The sequence below is a fragment of the Brevundimonas sp. FV1ye29L genome (assembly GCF_058681095.1).
This window is the reverse complement of sequence record NZ_CM178730.1, coordinates 1,193,873-1,215,103: the sequence shown is the minus strand read 5'-3', so window position 1 is coordinate 1,215,103 and position 21,231 is coordinate 1,193,873. Positions and strand designations below refer to the sequence as shown.

At 68.1% G+C, this 21,231-nt stretch carries 17 protein-coding genes; 3 read left to right on the top strand and 14 right to left on the bottom strand.

From position 1 onward, the window contains the following. Nucleotides 1-32 precede the first annotated feature (32 nt). The 13 genes from ACW17W_RS05975 to ACW17W_RS05915 all read right to left on the bottom strand — a co-directional run bounded on the left by ACW17W_RS05975 (nucleotide 33) and on the right by ACW17W_RS05915 (nucleotide 15,402). Entirely contained in the window at nucleotides 33-1,124 is a 1,092-nt protein-coding gene (locus ACW17W_RS05975) for a peptidoglycan DD-metalloendopeptidase family protein (protein ID WP_492079826.1), read from the bottom strand. A gap of 106 nt (nucleotides 1,125-1,230) precedes the next feature. Beyond that, the gene (locus tag ACW17W_RS05970) at nucleotides 1,231-1,875 is read right to left on the bottom strand and encodes a protein-L-isoaspartate(D-aspartate) O-methyltransferase (protein ID WP_492079825.1); all 645 of its coding nucleotides are present in this window, start codon (nucleotides 1,873-1,875) and stop codon (nucleotides 1,231-1,233) included. A 150-nt stretch (nucleotides 1,876-2,025) separates the two neighbouring features. Next, nucleotides 2,026-2,814 (bottom strand): 5'/3'-nucleotidase SurE, encoded by a 789-nt coding sequence (surE, locus tag ACW17W_RS05965; protein WP_492079824.1) that lies wholly within the window; start codon nucleotides 2,812-2,814, stop codon nucleotides 2,026-2,028. 241 nt (nucleotides 2,815-3,055) lie between these two features. Further along, entirely contained in the window at nucleotides 3,056-3,445 is a 390-nt protein-coding gene (locus ACW17W_RS05960) for a hypothetical protein (RefSeq protein WP_492079823.1), read from the bottom strand. 32 nt (nucleotides 3,446-3,477) lie between these two features. Next, nucleotides 3,478-4,926: a serine--tRNA ligase gene (gene serS, locus ACW17W_RS05955; RefSeq protein WP_492079821.1), complete on the bottom strand. Its 1,449-nt coding sequence runs from the start codon at nucleotides 4,924-4,926 to the stop codon at nucleotides 3,478-3,480. 122 nt (nucleotides 4,927-5,048) lie between these two features. Continuing rightward, nucleotides 5,049-5,426 carry an endonuclease domain-containing protein gene (locus tag ACW17W_RS05950; protein WP_492079820.1) on the bottom strand — a complete coding sequence of 126 codons (378 nt, stop codon included), beginning with the start codon at nucleotides 5,424-5,426 and terminating at the stop codon, nucleotides 5,049-5,051. A gap of 281 nt (nucleotides 5,427-5,707) precedes the next feature. Further along, nucleotides 5,708-8,083, bottom strand: a complete 2,376-nt coding sequence (gene glyS, locus ACW17W_RS05945; RefSeq protein WP_492079819.1) for a glycine--tRNA ligase subunit beta — start codon at nucleotides 8,081-8,083, stop codon at nucleotides 5,708-5,710. Beyond that, nucleotides 8,083-8,640 carry an endonuclease domain-containing protein gene (locus ACW17W_RS05940; RefSeq protein ID WP_492079818.1) on the bottom strand — a complete coding sequence of 186 codons (558 nt, stop codon included), beginning with the start codon at nucleotides 8,638-8,640 and terminating at the stop codon, nucleotides 8,083-8,085. The genes glyS and ACW17W_RS05940 overlap by 1 nt, the downstream gene beginning before the upstream one ends. 176 nt (nucleotides 8,641-8,816) lie before the next feature. Beyond that, nucleotides 8,817-9,713, bottom strand: coding sequence for a glycine--tRNA ligase subunit alpha (locus ACW17W_RS05935; RefSeq protein WP_492079817.1), 897 nt, complete (start codon nucleotides 9,711-9,713; stop codon nucleotides 8,817-8,819). 80 nt (nucleotides 9,714-9,793) lie between these two features. Then, nucleotides 9,794-10,636 carry a fasciclin domain-containing protein gene (locus ACW17W_RS05930; protein ID WP_492079816.1) on the bottom strand — a complete coding sequence of 281 codons (843 nt, stop codon included), beginning with the start codon at nucleotides 10,634-10,636 and terminating at the stop codon, nucleotides 9,794-9,796. 198 nt (nucleotides 10,637-10,834) lie between these two features. Continuing rightward, complete coding sequence (locus ACW17W_RS05925) at nucleotides 10,835-11,722, bottom strand: 4-(cytidine 5'-diphospho)-2-C-methyl-D-erythritol kinase (RefSeq protein WP_492079815.1); 888 nt, start codon at nucleotides 11,720-11,722, stop codon at nucleotides 10,835-10,837. Beyond that, entirely contained in the window at nucleotides 11,719-13,683 is a 1,965-nt protein-coding gene (locus tag ACW17W_RS05920; protein ID WP_492079814.1) for a tetratricopeptide repeat protein, read from the bottom strand. Before ACW17W_RS05920 ends, ACW17W_RS05925 begins: the two co-directional genes overlap by 4 nt. A 69-nt stretch (nucleotides 13,684-13,752) precedes the next feature. Continuing rightward, a complete protein-coding gene (locus ACW17W_RS05915; protein ID WP_492080271.1) occupies nucleotides 13,753-15,402 on the bottom strand; it encodes an electron transfer flavoprotein-ubiquinone oxidoreductase in 1,650 nt (549 codons plus the stop codon). 194 nt (nucleotides 15,403-15,596) lie between these two features. Between ACW17W_RS05915 and ACW17W_RS05910 the strand changes: the two genes are divergently transcribed. The 3 genes from ACW17W_RS05910 to ACW17W_RS05900 all read left to right on the top strand — a co-directional run bounded on the left by ACW17W_RS05910 (nucleotide 15,597) and on the right by ACW17W_RS05900 (nucleotide 20,383). Further along, nucleotides 15,597-16,394 carry a uracil-DNA glycosylase gene (locus tag ACW17W_RS05910; protein WP_492079813.1) on the top strand — a complete coding sequence of 266 codons (798 nt, stop codon included), beginning with the start codon at nucleotides 15,597-15,599 and terminating at the stop codon, nucleotides 16,392-16,394. Between the two features lie 377 nt (nucleotides 16,395-16,771). After that, the gene (locus ACW17W_RS05905; RefSeq protein WP_492079812.1) at nucleotides 16,772-18,484 is read left to right on the top strand and encodes a lytic transglycosylase domain-containing protein; all 1,713 of its coding nucleotides are present in this window, start codon (nucleotides 16,772-16,774) and stop codon (nucleotides 18,482-18,484) included. Nucleotides 18,485-19,879: 1,395 nt separating this feature from the next. Continuing rightward, nucleotides 19,880-20,383, top strand: a complete 504-nt coding sequence (locus tag ACW17W_RS05900; RefSeq protein ID WP_492079811.1) for a hypothetical protein — start codon at nucleotides 19,880-19,882, stop codon at nucleotides 20,381-20,383. Nucleotides 20,384-20,559: 176 nt separating this feature from the next. On the opposite strand, the gene ACW17W_RS05895 is transcribed toward ACW17W_RS05900, so the two are convergent. Then, nucleotides 20,560-21,231: a glutathione S-transferase family protein gene (locus tag ACW17W_RS05895; protein ID WP_492079809.1), complete on the bottom strand. Its 672-nt coding sequence runs from the start codon at nucleotides 21,229-21,231 to the stop codon at nucleotides 20,560-20,562.

The following is a 21,231-nucleotide window of genomic DNA, read 5'->3' as shown; positions in this document are numbered from 1 at the left end:
CGGTCGTCCCGATTTGCAACGCGGCGAAAGCGCTATCGCGGCAACAGCGTCAGGGGATCGATCGCCGTCGGGGTGTCGCCCTGCATGCGGCGGGTCTCGAAATGGATCGACGGACGACCATCCCCGGCCGTCAGACCGACCGTGCCGATCTGCTGACCCGCCCGGACGTCATCGCCGTCATCCACCGTGGCCGAGCCCAGATGACCATAGACGGTCCGCCATCCGTCGCGGTGCATGATCAGGACCGTCAGCCCCTGTCCCGGCAGGGCATCTCCGACATAGGCGACCCGCCCGGTGGCCGAAGCCATGACGGGAGCGCCGCCTGCGGCGCCGATATTGATTCCGTTATTGCGTTCGCCCAGGCCGACCGGGCCGAAACGCCTCACCACCTCGCCCCGGACGGGCCACTGGAACCCGGGCGATCCGGCGATAGGCGCGGCAGGTGCGGGCGCAGGCGCAGGGGGCGTTGCGGGCCTTGGAGCCGGAGCCTGCGGCGCCGGAGCCGGCGGCAGGGTGCGAGGCTGCGGCGTCGGGGCGGGAACCGGCACAGGCGCCGTCGGTCGCGGCGGGGCCGGAGGCGGCGGCGGCGTCCCCGCCCCGCCGACCGTCACCCCGACCGGCGCCGGTCCTGTGGCATAGGGATCGGGCCCGACGTCGACGGCGGCGGCGGGCAGCAGGATCGACTGTCCCGCACGGATCGTCCCCTGGGGCCCCAGGGCGTTGAGGTCGATCAGGGTCTGCACGGACGTCCGGAACCGGCGTCCGACGCCCGAGATCGTATCTCCGGGCTGGATCACATAGGCGGCGCCGGCTGCGACCGGGGGTGTCGTCGGCCGGGGGACGGGCGCCGGTGCGGGGCCGGGCGCCGGGGCCGCCGGTCCGGGTGTGACGGGCGAGGTCAGGGCCCCGCCCTCGATGCTGCCGATCGGCGCGGTCAGGGGCGGCGGCGCCTCCACAGGCGGCGGAGGCGTGATCGGGGCCGGCGGCGGCGCCCAGGGCTGGGGCGATACCCCGTCGGCGCGGGTCGAATAGCGCGGCTCGGTCGGATAGGACGAACAGGCCGCCGCCATCAGGGCCGCGCCCGCAATCAGAAGGCCTCGAACTGCATATCCCGCCACGCGCATTCTCCTCTGCCCCGTTCGCCCCCCACGGGTCCGGTTTGCCCGCTCCGCCCGGCCAAGCCAACCCGAAATCCGGTTAACGACGGAGATGTCAGGGGGCGAGGCCGGCTCACGCCTCCCGGGCCGTGCCCTCGACCAGCGGCACGAAGCGGACCTCGCACAGGCTTTCACGGCGGAAACTGCCGTCCGGCTGGCCGGTGTAGCGGTGCAGCATCTGCACCGAGGTGCGGCCCACCGGGCAGACCAGAACCCCGCCCGGCTTCAGCTGCTTCAGCAGTTCGGTCGGTTCTCCGGGAGACGCGGCTGTGACCATGATCCGGTCGAACGGCGCCTGTTTCGGCCAGCCCAGCCCCCCATCGGAATGCTGGGTGATGACATTGTCGATCTCCAGCAGCCGCAGCCGGGCCTCGGCCTCGACCAGCAGGCTGCGATAGCGTTCGACCGAATAGACATAGCGGGCCAGCCGCGACAGCACCGCGCACTGGTATCCGCTGCCCGTGCCGATCTCCAGCACCCGGTGGCGCGGCTGGACGTCCAGGGCCTGGGTCATCAGGCCGACGATATAGGGCTGGCTGATGGTCTGGGCGCATTCGATCGGCAGGGCCTGATCCTCCCACGCCTGATCGAGGAACCGCTCGTGCACGAAGACCGCCCGGTCGATCGATTCCATCGCCGCCAGCACGCGCGGGTCCGTGACCCCCTGCTGTCGCAGCGACAGGATCAGCCGCCCGGCCCGGTCGTCGTGCAGGTTCACGTCAGAAATCCTCCCCCGTCGGAGGAGGGGACCACCAAGTGGTGCAGGGGGCCAACCGCAGACACGGTGCGCGAACAGCCCCCTCCACCGTCGTTCCGACGGTCCCCCTCCCCCCGCGCTTCGCTTGGGGGAGGAATGAAAGCATCGACCTCACGCCAACACCGCCTTCGGCGGCGCCCCGCCCAGCACCTTCTTCAGGTCATGGACGCTGGGCCGGTGGGTCAGGTCGATATGCAGGGGGGTGACCGAGATCTTGCCCTCGTCCATGGCGCGAAGGTCGGTTCCGGGCGCGTGGTCCTGTTTCTCGCCGCGGAACGACATCCAGTAATAGTCGCGCCCGCGCAGATCAGTGCGTTTCACCGCATGCATCTCGCCGATCTGGCGGAACCCCTGGACCGTCACCTCGACCTCGGTGACCGCTTCCGGCGGCCGGGCGGGGAAGTTCAGGTTCATCACCACCCCCGGCTCCCAGTCCTGGGTCAGAAGCCGGCTGATGATCGGCGGGGCATAGGTCTCGGCGGTCTCCCAGTGGACGGTCACATCATCGTGGAACCGCTCCAGCGACTGGCTCAGGGCGATCGATCGCACCCCGAAGGCCATCCCCTGCAATGCCCCCGCCACCGTCCCGGAATAGGAGCAGTCCTCGCCCACATTGTGCCCGCGATTGACCCCCGACAGCACCAGATCGGGCCGCCCGGGCATCAGGTCGCCGAACGCCAGCACCACACAGTCGGTCGGGGTCCCCGTCACCGCGAACCGCCGCTCGCCCAGACGGTTGACCCGCAGCGGCTCGGTCAGGGTGATCCCCCTGCCCTTGCCCGACTGCTCCACCGCCGGCGCCACGGTCCAGACGTCGTCCGACAGGGTCCGCGCGATCTTTTCCAGCGCGACCAGCCCCTCGGCGTCGATACCGTCGTCGTTCGTCAGGAGGATTCGCATGGACGGTCTTGTCCCCCAGCAGCGCCCACGGCTCAAGCGGTCAATGTGGATTCGCAACGCTTGTCCTCCCCGTTCGCTCTTCGCGAATGGGGAGGTGGCCCGTAGCGCAGCGGAGGGACGGAGGGGGCGAGGCGATATCAGACGCCTCCACGGTTTTGCCGACGGAGTCGCCCCCTCCGTCACGCCGCCAGGAGGCGTCGCGCCACCTCCCCATCGCGAAGCGACGGGGAGGACAAGGAGGTCAGCGCAACACCCGCACGGCCGACGCCGCGATTACATAGTCCGAGCGGCAGGCGTTGGTGATCAGACTGCCCTCGTGGTTGATCGTCGTGCGATCGCCCTTGTCGGCCCAGGCCAGGGCCCGGCCGGTGAACTGGACCTGGGATCCGTTCAGATCACGCGCGGCGTCCTGGGCGTTCTGCGGCAGGGCGCCGGAGACGCAGGGCCGGGCGAAGGCGTCGCGCAGCTGGCGCTGGTCGGCGAACAGCTGGAACTCCCCGCCCGTGACCCGCACCCAGCCGGTGAAGGTCGTGGCGGCCGGGTCGAAGCCGGGAACCGCCCGGGTGTCTGCGACGGTGGCGCAGCCGGCCATCAGGGCGGCGACAGCGGCGATAGTGGCGAAAGATCTCATCGTTCTGCTCCTTTGCGGGAGAGGACGAAGCCTCAGCCCACCCGTTCAACGCCGCCCATATAGGGCTTCAACGCCTCCGGCACCGCGATCGTGCCGTCGTCCTGCTGATAGTTCTCCATGATCGCGACAAGCGTGCGACCGACGGCCAGGCCCGAGCCGTTCAGGGTGTGGACGAACTGGGTCTTCTTCTCGCCCGCGCGCTTGAACCGGGCGTCCATGCGCCGGGCCTGGAAGTCGCCGCAGTTGGAGCAGGAGCTGATCTCGCGATACGTCCCCTGCGACGGCAGCCAGACCTCCAGGTCGTACGTCTTCGTCGCCGAGAACCCCATGTCGCCCTTGCACAGCAGCACCTTGCGATAGGGCAGCTCCAGCGCCTGCAGCACCGCCTCGGCGCAGCCGGTCATCCGCTCGTGCTCGGCGTCGCTGTCCTCCGGTCGGGTGATCGAGACCATCTCCACCTTGTGGAACTGGTGCTGACGGATCAGCCCGCGCGTATCCCGCCCCGCCGACCCCGCCTCGGCCCGGAAACAGGGCGTCAGGGCGGTATAGCGGATCGGCGTCGCCAGCTCGTCCTCGGGCAGGATCTGCTCGCGGACGAGGTTGGTAAGCGAGACCTCGGCGGTGGGGATGAGGTAGCGCAGGTCGCTCGACGCGTTGAGATGACTATGCCACTCAAAATACTTGTCGCTGAAGCTACCGCCGCCCTGCCCCGGCGCGCGCTCGAAGAAGGACATCATCGATTCACGGCCCACGGAACTGATGAAGTCGTGCAGTTCGTTCTCACTAGGAACGATACGGGTTGAGAACAGATCTTCCTCGAACTTCGGAAGCTGGCCCGTTCCAAACATTGTGTGATCGCGAACCAGCAGCGGCGGGTTCACCTCCAGATAGCCGTGCTTCTCGCTCGTCTGCATGTCCAGCATGAACTGGCCGACGGCGCGCTCCAGCCGGGCCAGCTGGCCCTTCAGCACCGCGAACCGCGCGCCCGACATCCGCGCCGCCGCCTCGAAGTCCAGCAGGCCCAGGGCCTCGCCGAGGTCGGCGTGATCCTTGGCCGGCCCCGTCGTGCGCGGCGTGCCCCACTTCAGGACCTCGACGTTTTCGGCCTCATCTGCGCCGTCCGGCACGTCGGCGGCGGCCAGGTTCTGCTGCTTGGCCAGCAAGCCCTGCGGTCCGAGCAGCTTGTCGTGCAGTTCGCGCTCTCGCTCTGCCTGCCGGGTAATCTCGACTTTGAAAGTTTCGACCTCCGCCTTTAGCCGTTCGGCCTCGGCCAAATCCTTGCGGCCCATGGCTGCGCCGATGAGCTTGGACGCAGCGTTGCGTTTGGCCAGTGCGTCTTGCCCAAGAGTTTGAGCGAGCCGCAGCGCAAGATCGAGTTCCCGGATTTCATTGACCAGTTCTGCCGCCCCCTCCACCCCGCGCGACGACCAGCCCGCCGCATAGACGTCGGGGTTCTCGCGAATGGCTTTGATGTCGTGCATGGCAGCGGTCTTCGTCAGGCGTGTCGGAAAGGCCGGAGCCTTAGCGTCCCGGACGGCATGGGGCAACGGACACCGCATCGTCCTCCCCATGCGGAGCATGGGGAGGTGGCGCGGCGCGTTCTTCAGCGCCGTGACGGAGGGGGCGACCCGGTCTCCGCCGATCGCACCTCCGCCGCGATCGCGTTCAGAACCTCCGGCAGGTGATCCCGCACCGAACGCGACTGAAACCGCAAGACACGTACGCCCCGCGTCTCCAGCCACGCGGTCCGCCGTCGGTCATGGGCGATGCGGTCAGGATCGTCGTGAACCTCGCCGTCCACTTCCACCGCCAGCTTCGCCTTCGCGCAGTAGAAGTCGAGGATATAGGGACCGACCGGATGCTGGCGTCTGAACCGGACGCCCAGCCCCTGACCTTTCAGGGCGACCCACAGCTTCAGCTCCGGCGGCGTCAACGCCGACCGCATGACGCGGGCGCGTTCATAGCTTCGGGCGTCGGCCATATCGTCACCGTGCCTCAGGTCTTCGCCGGAGTCTCCCCCTCCGTCTGCTCGCAAGCGCTCGCATCCACCTCCCCATCGCTGCGCGACAGGGAGGACGCGATCCCTGTCCTCCCCGTTCGCCCTTGCGAATGGGGAGGTGGCTCGGAGCGCAGCGGAGAGACGGAGGGGGCGAGGCGACGCCGGACGCATAGTCGCCGTTTCGCTGACAGAGTCTCCCCCTCCGTCTGCTCGCAAGCGCTCGCATCCACCTCCCCATCGCTACGCGACGGGGAGGACGAAGGTCACCCCCCGATCAGTCCGAAGTCCGCCACCCGACCCATCACGCTGCGCACCTGACCCAGTAGTTTCAGCCGGTTCTCCCGCTCGGCGGCCACATCGGAGTTGACCATCACCCCGGTGAAGAAGGCGTCGACCGGCGCCCGCAGTCCGGCCAGGGCCGTCATGGCGGCGGCGAAGTCCTCGGTCTCCAGCGCGGCGTCCACGGCGGTGGCGGCGGCGGCGGCGGCGAAGGCCAGTCCGGTCTCCTCGGCCGGCTGGTTCGGCAGGCCGGTCTCGACCATGCCGGTCGGCAGAGGCCCCTTCTTCTCCTCGGCCTTGAGGATGTTCGACGCCCGCTTGTAGCCCGCCAGCAGATTGGCCCCGTCGTCGGTAGCCAGAAACGCATCCAGCGCCTCTACCCGCCGCACGATCCGCACGAGGTCGTCATCGCCGAGCGCGAACACGGCGTCCACGAGGTCATGCCGCTTGCCCTGATCGCGGAGGAGAACCTTCAGGCGGTCGGCGAAGAAGGACACAAGCGAACTTGCGACGTCCATGGCAGACAGCAGCTCATGCTCGGTCGCATAAATCTGCTTCCGGGTTTCCACCTCTGCCCGTGCTTCGCCGAGCCTCTCCGGCTCAACGCCTAGTGCTTGAAGCTCGTCGAGCATATGGGACTGATTGGTAAGAAGCTCGGACTGCCGATCATCAAACACGTCAGTAGCTGCGGGTATGACTAGGTCGGCCAGCGAAAAGCGAACCTCATTCTCCAGCACCAACCGGATCACCCCCAGCGCCGCCCGCCGCAGGGCGAACGGGTCCTTCGACCCCGTGGGTTTCTCGTCGATGGCGAAGAAGCCGACCAAGGTGTCCAGCTTGTCGGCCAGGGCCACGGCCACCGTCAGGGGCGCGGTCGGCACGGTGTCGCCCGGTCCCTGCGGCTTGTAGTGGTCGCGCACGGCGTCGGCGATGCGATCCCGATAGCCCTCCCCTTGGAGGGGGGAGGGTTGGGTGGGGGTGGAGCCCGGGAGCTGGCCGGGGGTCGCGGTCACCCGGTCGTCTGTCGAAGCGCCGGAGTCTTGGGGGGACACGGGAGAGGCCGTGCCTCCACCCCATCCCAACCCTTCCCCCTCGAGGGGAAGGGCTCTTGCATAATACCCGCCCATCACCCCCTGCAGCTCCGGGAACTCCCCGACCATGCCCGACGCAAGGTCGGCCTTGGCCAGTTTGGCGGCGGCCTCGGCCTGATCCGGATCCGCCCCGACCAGAGGCGCGATCTCTCGCGCCAGGGCCGCGATCCGCTCGACCCGCTCGGCCAGGGTGCCCAGTTTGGCGTGGAAGGTGACGCCCTCCAGCTTCTTCGCCCAGACCTCGAACCCGGTCTTCAGGTCCTCGTCCCAGAAGAAGCGGGCGTCGTTCAGCCGGGCCGAGAGGACGCGGCTGTTGCCAGCGGCGAGCGCCACGCCGGCGTCCGACGCCTCGACATTGGCCACCACGATAAAGTTCGGCGCCAGGGTCCCCGTCGCCGGATCGCGCACCGCGAAATACTTCTGGTGCACCTTCATCGACAGTTTGATGACCTCGGGCGGCAGCGATAGGAACTGCGGGTCCATGTCGCCTAGGATCGGCGTCGGCCATTCGGCCAGGCCCGCCACCTCGTCCAGAAGGCCGTCGTCATCGACCAGCTCCAGCCCGCGCGCATGACAGGCCGCCCGCGCCGCCTCCAGAATCCGCAACTTGCGATCCGCCACGTCCAGCAGGACGAAATCCGCCTCCAGCTGGCGGCGATAATCGGCGAAGTCGCGGATCTTCAGCGGGCGTTTCGTGCCCATGAAGCGGTGACCCTCGGTCGTGTCGCCGCTCTCGATGCCCTGCACCCGGCCGCCAAGGTCCGGCGAACCGTCGGCGATCAGGAACGGCACGACCTGACCGTCGAACAGGCACAGGATCCGCTTGATCGGCCGCACCCAGCGCAGGGTCGCATCGGCCCAGCGCATCGACTTGGGCCAGGGGAAGGCGCGGATCACCGCGTCCACGGTTTCGGCGATCACCTCGGTCGTCGCCCGGCCCTGGCTGGACAGAACGGCGATCCAGACGCCGTCGCGTTCGGTCAGCTGGTCCTTCGTCAGGCCGGTCTTCCTCAGGAAGCCCTCGAGCGCCTGTTCCGGCGCCGAGGTCCGGGGTCCCTTGACCTCCTCATTGCGGTCCGGCGTCGAGACCGGCAGGCCCTCGATGACCAGCGTCAGCCGGCGCGGCCCGGCAAAGGTCGTCAGCGCCTCCCACGTCAGCCCGGCCGCCTTCAGCCGCTCGGACGCCATGCGTTCGAGGTCGCGCGCCGCGCCCTGCTGCATCCGCGCGGGGATTTCTTCGGAGAAAATTTCGAGGAGAAGTTGGGGCATCAGGGTTCGCTCGAAAAGCCCTCCCCCTGGAGGGGGGAGGGTTGGGAGGGGGTGGAGGCACTGCGGTCAGAGTGACGCGCGTTCACCCGGTTGTTGTTCTGGTCTGCGTAGGGGTCTCTCGGGGTCAGGGGCGCGGCCTTGCCTCCACCCCATCCCCCAACCCCTTCTCCCTCGAGGGGAAGGGGGGCGCGGACATGGCCGGTAGCCTGCCCGATTTCAGCGACCACCGCGTCGATGTCGTTCTCGACCCGCTTCGTCGAGAACCGAAGCACACGGTAGCCTTGGGCTTGCAGCCATTCGTCTCGCTGGAAATCGCGGACAGCGACATCGGTTCGTTCATGAACGCCGCCGTCCACCTCGACCACCAGCCGGGCGCGATGACAGGCGAAATCGACCACATACGGCCCGATCGGCGCCTGCCTGCGAAAACGGATATCAAATGTCCGCAAGTGTTTCCAAAGCGCCGCCTCGGTGCGGGTCGGCTCGGCCCTCAGCTTGCGCGCGCGTGTAATGCCGCCATCCCTGATCTTCGCCGTCCTGGCGAAACGGTCGATCAACGGAAAGCCCTCTCCCTGGAGGGGGGAGGGTTGGGAGGGGGTGGAGGCAATGGTCTCGGCGGGGGCCACGTTCACCCGGACGTCTTTCAACCGATTGTAGTCTCCGGGGGTCATCGGAGACGGGGTGCCTCCACCCCATCCCCCAACCCCTTCCCCCTCGAGGGGAAGGGGGGCTTTCACGCCTCTTCCCTTTCACGCTCGACGTAAGCCAGGGCGCACGCCTTGCACAGCTCCCGGATCCTGCCGATGTAGCTCTGGCGTTCGGCGACGGCGATGGCGCCCCGGGCGTCCATCAGGTTGAACAGGTGGGACGCCTTCAGCACCTGATCATAGGCGGGCAGGACCAGTTGCTGGCCCTGGGGTCCGGTCATGGCCAGCAGGCGCGACACCTCGGCCACCATGTCCTCGAACCGGCGCTTCAGCCCCTCGACGTCATAGCCGTGGAAATTGGCCTCGGACTGCTGGCGTTCGTTCTCGAGGAAGACCTCGCCATACGTAAGACCGGCTCGATTGAACTTCAGGTCATAGACGTTGTCGACGCCCTGCACGTACATGGCCAGACGCTCCAGCCCGTAGGTCAGCTCGCCCGAGACCACGTCGACCTCGATGCCGCCGACGCCCTGGAAATAGGTGAACTGGGTCACCTCCATGCCGTCGCACCAGACCTCCCAGCCCAGACCCCAGGCGCCGACGGTCGGGTTTTCCCAGTCGTCCTCGACGAAGCGGATGTCGTGCAGGCTGGGGTCGATGCCGATGGCGCGCAGCGAGCCGAGATACAGCTCCTGCAGATCGTCGGGGTTCGGCTTCAGGATGACCTGGAACTGGTAATAGTGCTGGAGACGATTGGGGTTTTCCCCGTAACGGCCGTCACCCGGGCGGCGGCTGGGCTGCACATAGGCGGCCTTCCACGGTTTCGGCCCCAGCGCCCGCAGCACCGTCGCCGGGTGCAGGGTCCCCGCCCCCACCTCGATGTCATAGGGCTGCAACAGGGCGCAGCCCTGATCGCCCCAGTATTTCTGGAGCGTCAGGATCAGGTCCTGGAAGGCGAGAGGTTCGGTCGGGACGTGGGGCACGGTCAGGGAGGCTCGGTGCAAACGAAAGGCGGCGGACCCTAGAGTCCGCCGCCTCCAAACTCAACCAGGCCTGTCGCAGACTACTGCGGCGTCGGCGTGGTCACCGGGGTTTCCGGCATGTCGGCGGTCGGCTCGACAGCCGGATCGGTCGGGGCGACCGGCGGCGTCGGAGTGGGCGCCGAGGCGTTCGGAGCCGGAGTGGCGACCGGATCGGGGCTCGCGGTCGGGGCCGGTGTCGCCGGATCGGGCGTCGTCATCGGCGCGGCGTCCATCCCCTCCTCGGCGTCCCCGGACGCCACCTCGGACGCGGCCGGGTCCAGCACCTTGTCGATGATGAAGACGGCCCCGTTGGAGGCGTCGATGTCCGCCGTGGTGATGGTGGCGTCATCGACCTTGATCGAGCCGCCGGTGCCGTCCAGCTGGACCTGGCTGCGGGCGGCGGTCTCGACCCCACCCCTCGTGCCCTTGATCTGGTCCGAGTTCACGTCCGCGACGACCACATGGTACAGCAGCAGCTGACGCAGTTCATTGACGTTGGCCGGGTCCATTAACCGGGTCCGCTCGGCTTCCGGCAAGGCCGCAAAGGCCGCGTCCGTCGGGGCGAAGATCGATACCGCCGGCTGGCTGTTCAGCGTTTCCGTCAACTGGGCGGCCTCCAGCGCCGTCAGCAGGGTGGTGAACTGGCCCTGACTCTTCAGGGTATCGATGACGGTGGATCCGGCAGCGGGCGCAGGGGTCTCGGCCGCCTGCGACGCCGCCGGGGTCGTCACGCCGGTGTCGAGGGTCGCCGGGGGGATCGGCGCCGCCTCGGTCGGCAGGGAGGTCACCGCCTCCTGGCCGGCGGGGGAAGCGGTCTGGGCGAGAGCGGGCGACGCCAGAAGGGTGATGGCGGCGGCGGCGGTCACAAGACGAGCGCGAAGCATGATAGCATCCTTTCGGTTGATCTCTGGAAGCCAGCCGCGAAATGTCACGGCCCTTTACCAATCGTTGCGAGATACAGAAAGGTCGGCGCCGCTCAGGGGTTCCCGATAAGCCGAATATTCGCGCATTCGGCCAGACTTGGCGGCGATACTTGGACAATACCGTGTTGAGCGCCGCGAAAACACCCTGAATTCGCCGCGCTACAGCTCAGCTGACAGATCGTCACCCAGAATAGTCTGACGCACCCACCAGCGGCCATGGTCGCGGGTAAGCCGCGCCGCCGCCTCGACGGCCGCCTCGGGGTTTGCATAGAGGCCAAACACCGTCGCGCCCGAGCCGGACATCCGGGTCAGCCCCACACCCGTCGTCCTCGCCACGGCGTCCAGCACCGGGCCGATCGCGGGCTGCAGGCCCAGAGCCGGCGCCTCCAGATCGTTCCTTTGCCGCCCCAGCCAGTCGATGACCCCGCCCGCTGACCAGTTCGCCGGGGGCGGCGGTCGATCCGCCCCCCCGATCGGCCCCCGGTCATAGGCCTGGTAGACGGCGCCGGTGGACGAGGGCTCGCGTGGATTGACCAGCACGGCGTGCAGCGGCGGCAGGCGCGGCTCCGGCTCCAGCCGCTCGCCCCGTCCCTCGGCCCACACCGTCCGTGGGTGCAGACACATCGGCCCGTCCGCCCCGACCTCGGCGGCGGCGGCGGCCAGGTGCGCCGCGTCGATCTCGCCCCCCGCCAGCCGCGCCGCCAGCCGCAGCACCGCACCGGCGTCCGACGACCCGCCGCCCAGTCCCGCCGCCACGGGCAGAACCTTGTCCAGGGTGACGGCCAAGGCCGGCTCCCCCTCGCCTGTCCGGCGTCCGAGGGCTCTCAGGGCGCGCAGCACCAGATTGTCGCCCGGACCGCCCAGCCCTCCGGCGAAACCGCCCTGGATCTTCAGGGACAGCCGGTCCGACAGGCCGGCGGTCACCCGGTCCCCCACATCGGCGAAGGCGATCAGACTGGCGATCGGATGATAGCCTGCGGCGTCCACCGGACCGACATGGAGGCACAGATTGACCTTGGCGGGGGCCAGGGCCGGGAGCGTCGTCATATCGCGTCCGCGGCGGAGACGGGGCCGGACGAAGCGACGACCGGGGCGGGCTCCGGCAACCCCTCGCCCAGCTTCTTCTCCACCTCGGCCCGGCGTTCGGCGTCCGGGTCCAGAGTCAGGACGCGGCTCCACTGGAAACCGGCCTCGCGCCGCCGCCCGACCCGCCAGTAGGCGTCGCCAAGGTGGTCGTTGATCTCGGCGTTTGCTGGCTCCTTGGCCACCGCCGCCTCCAGCGCCTCGACTGCCTCGTCATAGCGCCCCTGCCGGTACTGGGCCCAGCCCAGCGAGTCCTGGATATTGCCGTCGGTCGGCTGGGCGGAGAAGGCCCGCGAGATCAGGGCGGCGCCCTCATCGACCCGGGTTCCGCTATCCACCCACAGGTAGCCGAGGAAGTTCAGATACATGGCATTGTCGGGCTGGGCCTCGACCGCTGCCTGAAGTTCCGCCTCGGCTTCGGTTGCCCGGCCCAGCCCCTCATAGGCGGCGCCGCGCAGGAAGTTCACGAACCCTGCCTGACCGACGGACGACAGCAGCGGGGCCTCCAGCAGGGTCAGGGCCTCGGCGTTGCGTTTCATCGACACCAGCTGGCTGGCCAGGGCCAGGCTTGCCGCCGCCGAGTCCGGAGACGCCGCCACGGCCCGGCGATAGGCGGCCACCGCTTCTTCCTCGCGCCCCGCCCGCGCCAGACTATCGGCCAGCTGGGCCTGGGCGCTGGTGTAGATCAGGGGCTGTTCGGGGCTGACCGAAGCCAGGACCTCGCGCGCCTGCGCTTCCAGCCGCGCCCGGGCCAGCATGTCCGCATAGTAGAGCCGGTGCTCGTCATCCGGCGACAGTTCCAGCGACAGGCGGCTGTAGACCGCAGCAAACTGGGCGGCCCGGCTTTCCCGGGCGATGGACGAGGCCAGCAACAGGGCGCGAGAGGCGCCCTCCCGATCATTGGGCAACCGCGGCGGCCGGCCGCCGGCGGCCGCACGCGCACTCGCGGCGACAAGGCCGGGGCTGGCGCTGTCCCCAGCCGGGGCGGCGGCATAGAGGGCGACCGCCTCATCGCGACGCCGCCGGCGTTCCAGAAACTCGCCATAGGCCGTCCTGAAGACCGGCTGGCTGTCCGGCCCCTCGACCAGCAACTTGTATTCCGCCTCGGCCTCGTCATGGCGTCGGCGACGCTCAAGGATCTGCGCCCGCTGCAGCCGGATGATCCGGATCACCGGATTGTCGCCGGCGGGGGGCGTCGCGAGGGCGAAGTCCCAGTCCCGCGCGGCCGCCGCGATCCAAGGCTGGACCAGCAGGGCCGCATTGGCGTGCGGCGGATCAATCGGCTGCGACTTCAACAGCCGCGCCGCCCGACGCGCCTGTCCGCGCTCCAGGTCCACCACCGCCTGGACCAGACGCCCGGCTCCGCTCAGCGTCGGCGATACGCCCTCGCCCTGCGGCAGGCTGCGCAGGGCGGCGTCCAGATCTCCGGCCAGAAGCGCGGCGACAAAGGCCTGTTCGGCCACCGTCGGCTGTTCCGGCGTCAGGGCCAGGGCCTCGACCAGGGCCCCGGCGCCCTCCAGGGCCTCGCCCTCGACCTCCGGGCCGCGCCCGACCAGATAGCGTCCGCCCAGATAGAGGCCATAGGCCGATCGCCCGTCCTCAGTGCGCGGCACAGGCGCCCAGACGGCGGGGATGGGCGCGACCTCCGGCTCGGGCGGCGGCGCGTCGGTGTCGACCACCATGCCCGGTCCCTCCCCGTCCTCGCCCTCATCCAGCGCAGGCGCCAGAGGAGGCGCGGCTGGGGGCGAGGCCGGGGGGGGCGCGATCAGGGGCGGCAGCGGCGACTGCGGCTGTGTTGGAGGCGCAAGAGGCCGGATGACCGGCGGCGAGCCCTGCGTCGGCTCCTGCGCCAGGACGGGCGCTCCGACAGCGCAGGCCAGGGCCAGGACGGAAACGGCGGACAGGCGGCGGCGGAAAGCGATCATGACACGAACCTCACCGGTTTATACGGCGGCCGCAAGGCCTCCCTCCCCCGTCCTTCCGCAGGGGCTGCGTCACATGTTCGGATAGTTCGGTCCGCCTCCGCCCTCGGGCGTGGTCCAGACGATGTTCTGCGACGGATCCTTGATGTCGCAGGTTTTGCAATGGACGCAGTTCTGGGCGTTGATCTGGAAGCGCGGATTGCTGGTTCCGTCCTCGTCGTACAGCACCTCATAGACCCCTGCGGGGCAGTACAGCCGCGCCGGCTCGCCGTATTCCGGAAGGTTGACGCGGATCGGGATTGAGGGATCCAGCAGCTTCAGATGGGCCGGCTGTTCCTCGGCGTGATTGGTGTTGGAGATGAAGACCGAGCTCAGCTTGTCGAACGACAGCCTGCCGTCCGGCTTCGGATACCGGATCGCCTTGTGTTTCGCTGCGGGCTCGGTCGAGGCCGCATCGGTCTTGCCGTGTTTCAGCGTCCAGGGGACGTTGATCCGGGTCAGGGACGAGACCCACATGTCCATCAGCCCCAGGGCTCCGCCGATCGTGGTGCCGAATTTCGACAGATAGGGCTTGGCGTTCCGGACCTGTTTCAGCTCGCGATAGACCCAGCTTCTCTCATAGGCGGACTGGTATTCGACCAGCAGGTCGCCAGCCCGGCCGGCCTGCACCGCGACATAGGCGGCGTCGGCGGCCAGCATGCCGGTCTTCATGGCGTTGTGGCTGCCCTTGATGCGCGGCACGTTCACGAAGCCGGCGGAACAACCGATCAGGACGCCGCCCGGGAAGCTGAGCTTCGGCACGGACTGGAACCCGCCCTCGGTGATCGCCCGCGCGCCATAGGAGATCCGCGTGCCGCCCTCCAGATGTTCGGCGATGGCGGGGTGATGCTTGAAGCGCTGGAATTCGTCGAACGGCGACAGGAAGGGATTCCTGTAGTTCAGGTGCACCACATAGCCGATGGCCACATAGCGATCGCCGAAATGGTACATGAAGCTGCCGCCGCCGGTGTGCTCGTCCAGCGGCCAGCCGGTGGTGTGCTGGGCCAGACCCGGCTGGTGCTTTTCAGCCGGCACCTGCCACAGCTCCTTCAGCCCGATGCCGTATTTCTGCGGCGACCGGCCCTCGGCCAGTTTGTGGCGGGCGATGATGGTCTTGGCCAGGGAGCCGCGCACGCCCTCGGCGATGAAGACGTATTTGCCGTGCAGCTCGATGCCCGGCTGGAAGTCGTCCGTGGGCTGGCCGTGTTTGTCGATGCCGAACACGCCGGCGACGACGCCCTTCACCCTCCCGGTGGGCTCATCCCAGACCACATGACTGGCGGCCATGCCCGGATAGACTTCCACGCCCAGGGCCTCGGCCTGTTCCCCCAGCCAGCGCGTCACATTGCCGAGGGAGGCGATGTAGCATCCGTCATTGTGCATCACCGGCGGCAACAGCGGCATGGGGATGGACGCCTGACCTGCGGGACCGAGCAGCAGGAACCGGTCCTTTGTCACCGGGGTTTCCAGCGGCGCGCCGCGTTCCTTCCAGTCGGGGAACAGTTCGTTCAGCGCCTTCGGGTCGATGACCGCGCCCGACAGGATATGGCCGCCGACCTCGGCCGACTTTTCCAGCACGGCGACGCTGATCTCGGTTCCGTCCGCCTCGGCGCGCTGTTTCAGACGGATCGCCGCCGACAGACCGGCGGGGCCGCCGCCGACGATGACGACGTCATATTCCATGACCTCGCGCTCGACGCCCTGCAGCGCCTCCAGCGGCGGCAGATTGTCCAGAATGGCTTCCTGACGGGGGCTCGTCGCCCCGCCCTCGATCGCTTCCTCGGCCATTCGGCTCAGATCCCTGTTGGTCGTGCGGTAAGGCCGTTTATCGGGACGTGACGCGAGGGAGGTCAAGGCGTATCTACCTGCGGGTAGAGATGAACGCCGCCCCGCTCGACATCGCCGCGACCGAAAGCCTGCTCGCCTTCTGGCGCGATGCCGGGGTCGAGGCCTGCTATGACGACGCCCCGGTCGACCGGACGTACGTCGCCCCGCCGGCCCTCAAGGCCGTCGCCAAGGCCACCGCCTCGGTCGCCGCCCCGATCACCCCGGCCGTCTCCGCCGACGCCCTGTCCGAAGCGCGGCGAATGGCTGCCGGGGCCGACACCCTTGAGGCCCTGGCTGAGGCTATCGCCGCCTTCGACGGCTGTCCGCTCCGATCGATGGGCGCCCGTCAGGCTGTCTTCTGTCGCGGCAATTTTGGAGGCGACCTGCTCGTCATCGGCGAAGGCCCGGGCGCCGAGGAGGACGCGCGCGGCGAACCCTTCGTCGGCAAGGCCGGTCAACTGCTGGACCGGATGCTGACCGCCGGCGGCCTTTACGATCGCGCCTTCATCACCAACACCGTCTTCTGGCGTCCCCCCGGCAACCGCACCCCGACCCCGGAAGAACAGGCCGTCTGCGCCCCGTTCGTGGAACGCGCCTTCGCCCTGCTGCGCCCGAAAGCCGTGCTTCTGCTCGGCGCCGCAGCCTCGAAAAGCGTCCTGCGCACCGATGTCGGCATCATGAAACTGCGCGGCCAGTGGCAGGACTGGAGACTGACCGAGGGGGATGTCTCGGCGCCGGCCATCCCGACGCTCCACCCCGCCTTCCTGCTGCGCCAGCCCCAGGCCAAACGTCAGGTCTGGGCCGATCTGTTGTCGCTGGCCGAACGGCTGGAGGCGGCGGAGGCGTAGCCGGACTTCGCCCTCCCCTCGTCACCCTGGTCCTGTCATCCTCGGGCCTGTCATCCTCGGCTTGCCCCGAGGAGTCGTGCTCCCGGTCCGCGGGATTTCGCGCGGTGCGTCGGTCGCTGACGCATCGGGACCCGGCCCAGACCACAGCGTTTCTGGGTCCTCGGCACGAGGGCGAGGATGACGGAGAAGATGGTCACAGAGACCAGACCCCATGCCACCGATTAACCTCTCTTCCCCATTCCCGACCCATTCATGGATCAGGGTGAACTTGAGCCGCTCGCTGCATTGCGGCATAGTGAAGCTGACGACCGATCGAGAACCAGCGCGCCAATCCTGAATCGAGACGGGAGACGCGTGGCCGAGGGGGCCGCCGCCTGATGTATGATTTTCGCCGCGCGCTGATCGCGCCGACGCTTTCAGTTCTGATCGCCGCCCTCGCGACGGCCTCTTTCGCGCGCGAGGGCGGCGTCGGTCCGGCGGAGTTCGCCTCCGCCGGGGCCGGCTATGACGCCCGCGAGGATGAAGGGCCTGTCGCCCTCAGCCCGGCCGACCGCCTGACCTACACCACCGCCTTCGACGCCCTGCGGCGCGGCGATCTGGAGCTGGCCCGCGCCTCGGCCCGCCGCGCCAACGACCGGGTCCTGCTGGGTCAGGTCGAGTTTGAACGCCTGTTCCACCCTGACCATGTCGCCACCTATGAGGAACTCGCGGCCTGGCTGGAGGAATATTCCGACCTCCAGTCCGCCGAGCGCGTATATACCCTGGCCCTGCGCCGTCGCCCGGATGGCGCCGCGGAGCCTCGAAACCCGCGCAGCCTCGGCGCCCGCACCTGGAGCGCCGTCATGTCGGCGGGCGGCGGCTCGACCGAACACGACCCGGCCAAGGCCGCCCGTGTCGCCTTCAACAACGAGGATCACGCCACCGCCTATACCCTGGGCGTCCAGATCGGCGACTGGTGGACGGCCGGTCTGGCGGCGTACCGTCTGAACGACTTCGCCCGTTCGCTCGAGGCGTTCGAGCGGGTCGCCACCGACCCGACCGAGGACCCCTGGGTCCGCGCCGGGGCCGGGGTCTGGGCCTCAAAGGCCGCCCTCGGCGCGGGTCGTCGCGACCAGGTCGCCGAATTCCTGCGCCTGTCGGCCGCCTGGCCCGCCACCTTCTACGGTCAGGTGGCCCTGCGCCAGCTGGGCGAGGACGCCGTGGTCGAGGGGGCCGGCCCGCGTCCCTATGCTCCGGCGTTGCAGACGGTGGCCTACCAGCCAGGCCTTGCGGGCGTTTCGAACCGCGAGCTTAACGCCTTCATCCGGTCCGATGATCGCGCCCGTCGCGCCGTGGCCCTGATGGAGATCGGCCGCCGCAACGAGGCCGAGACCGAGCTCAAGGCCGGGCTACGCACGGCCGGCGATGCGGCGCACAGGATGTGGGTCGGTCTGGCCGGGGCCATCGCCCCGCGGATGCAGCGCGGCGCCGAGGATGCCGCCCGCGTCGACGCGACCCGCTACCCCACCCCGGTCCTGACCCCCGACGGCGGCTTCACCATCGAACCCGCCCTTGTCTATGCCCTGGCGCGCAAGGAGACGGGCTTCAACGCCTCGGCCCGCTCCAGCGTCGGCGCCTATGGCATGATGCAGGTCATGCCGACCACGGCGGCCGAAATGACCGGCGACCGGGGTCTGGTCTCCTCACCCAACCGGTTGCTTGAACCCAGCCTCAACCTGCGTCTGGGCCAGACCTATATCAACCGCATGCTGGCCCGGCCCGAGTTCCAGGGCGACATCCTGCGCGCCGTCGCCTCCTACAACGCCGGCCCCGGCCCGATGCTTTCGGCCCTGAAGAAACTCGGCCCCGACCCCGACCCCCTGCTGCTGATCGAGACCATCGACGTCCCCCAGGCCCGCGACTATGTCGAAAAGGTCATGGCCGCCTACTGGATCTACCAGCGCATGTTCGGCGGCAAGCTGAACACCCTGGACGCCGTCGCCGCCGGCCAGCCGAACATCTCTATCATGCTGGACTACGTCCCCCCGGCGCCCGCCCCGGCCGCCCCGGTGGAGATGGCATCAGCCCCGGTCGCCGCCGGCGGGCAGTAACCCCGCCTGACCGCTGCGCGGTCTGTCCTGCGCGCATGGAGAGGTTAACATCTACCCTCACCTGTCCACCGGCCAAGGGCGGTGGGGAGGACAGACGCCGAACCCGCCGGGGTTCTGCACCGGCCTATACTGCCGCCGTTGAGGGTGCGGCTCCGTCGCTCGGGCGGTCTTTGACACTCTACACAGCGATCGCCTCCGTGCAGGAGCGGCCAGAAAACATGCAGCCGAGCCGAGCGCCCGGTTCGGCGACGTTAAACACCGGGCGACGTCAGCGGGCCATCGGCGCGAGAACGGGCCGTTTAGATGTCGGCTGCGGGTGGGAAGCGGAAGCAATGACCGACGCTGTCATCCCGACTGATTCGCGCAAGAATCGAACACTCGTTGAAGTTCTAACGGCCGACATTCGCTCACTGCTCGGAACGTCTGCTCCTGATGTCGTTGTCCGACACCAAGCAAACTCCAACGTCGTCCAGTTGGCCATCCAAAAGCGCCGTCCAATACAGACAAACCTCGCGCTACTCGTCGAAGGCACGGGCAACCAGTGTTGGGTGGCCAGCCGCCGACGCCAAGATCGCACTGGCATGCGACCACCTCTCACCCTTTCAGAACGCATGGATGGCCGGAATCGCGACTTTGCTCTGAGTAGCGCCCTCACGGTCTTGTGGAGCCCGAAATTGCATGAGAGCTTAACCATAATCAACTGGAGCACTCTGTGATCGATCCCGCAGTTGCTAAGGATTTCGTCGTAGCGACCTTCAGCGCAGTCGCGGCGACGGGGCTGACTAGCGTGGTCAAGCGTTTCCGGGAACGTCCTCTGGTGCTGATCGCGGTCGCTCTAGGAGTTGGGGTGGCGACCTATCTTCTGATGCCCCAGCTGGGAGGAGCGAGAACTGACCCGGTCAACCCCCCCGTGCCTAACGATGAGGCACCTCGGCCTGGTGAATCCAAGTATTTGCCGCCGCCCGCAGTGTCCCCCTCCGGCAGCGCTGAATCCTCGCCGGCTGCTCCAATCGCGGACGGGTCGCCACCCGCCTCAATGCCAACGCTCGACCCCACGCCACTGCGCACCGGTCCTTCGCCGGTGCAGTCTATCCTCGGCCGTTGGGCCCAAGGCGACTGCCGATACGCTATGGAGGTGAAGCTGAACGGCGGCAGGCTATCGGTAATCTCTGGCGGAGACGAGCAGACCTACAGAATTTCGCAAACCGTTGACCGCATCCGTGCGACTTACGATGGCGGCGCGACGACCTTCTGGATCGCCAACGGTCGACTAATGAATGAGGGGGAGGTTTATTCACGATGCCCATGATGATGGCCGGACTCGCATTGCTCCTTTCAATAGCCGGACCAACGCCTCCGCAGACGAATTCGCCTGCACAATGCGGCTCTTGGGGAATGCGATGGGACGATACGCCGGGCAGCCAGCGGACGGGGGCCGCCGAAGTTCTGATGCCCCTAATTCCCGTCGGTTGCAGCGATCTCCGCGCAGAAGTGAACGCATTTCGAAGCGTGCCCGAGGCCTTGGTCGGCGAATCAATGTGGACGAGAATTGCGGACTTTGAAGTCGAGATGCGCCCCTGCACCTACCGTCGCGGGTACGTGGAATGTGAGGCCTTCGTAAAGCCGGATCGTGACGCGACTTGGCATTTTAACGACGAGTCCGCCTTGATCGATGTAAACGGCGGTCAGATTCCCGCCAATGTAATGACGATCGGCACCAGCAGTCTCGATGTCTCGCGCATGGGCTACCGGGTCCAGTTCATGCGCATTCCCCAAGGCATCCGTACCCGAATCCTCTATCGGTTTGATGCTCGGGTCAGCCCGCGCGACCTGCAAGGGCTGGCGATCGTCGGCCCGTTCCGACGGCGCGTAGTTCGTAGCCCCTTGCAATGGCAATAGAATGTCCCTGTCGAGTCTGCCTCGGCCATCAGAGCTTAATCGGGTCAAATTCCGCAGTGAGGTCTAATTATATCCTTGGCACCCCGTCCGAGCGCCGACATGGGAAGGGGGTCGCGATGAACGAAACACCCGCTTCCGAATACTCTCGATACCTTTTTCCCGGCCCGCGCTCTTAGTCAGCCCCGCATCCCCGCCAGCGCCTCCGCCTCCCACTCCAGGAAATGCGGATCATTCAGCAGGGTCGCCGTATAGGCCGCCGCCGCGCCGTCATCGCCCAGTTCGGCCAGATCGATCTGATAGTGCCTCAGCCGCGTCGCCACAGGGGTGAAGAAGGCGTCGGCGATCGACCAGTCGCCGAACAGATACGGCCCCGCCCCTGCTCCAGCGCCTTGGCCGAACCGGCCGCGCAGCTCGCTCCACAACCCAATCAGCCGCCGGATGTCCTGCATCGCTGCGGCATGGTTGGGTGTCTCCGACCGGCTGTCGCCAACCATCAGATGCCCCCCGTTCATGGTCAGGGCGGTGCGCAGGTTCTGGAACCCGCCGTGCATTTCACAGACCGCCGACCGGGCCAGCCAGCGGGCCTTTGCATCGGCCGGCCATAGCTTCGCCTGCGGATACTGCTCCGCCGCCCAGACGGAGATCGACAGACTGTCCCAGATCGTCTCGCCCTCGACCTGCAGCACGGGCACCAGACCGCTCGGCGACAGGCGCATCATCTCGGCATGACCTTCCGGCGTGCCGAAATCGATCTCATGGGTCTCGAAGTCCGCGCCACAGCGTTTCAGCACCAGCCAGGGCCTCAGCGACCAGGTCGAATAGCGGCGGGGTCCGATGATCAGCTTCAT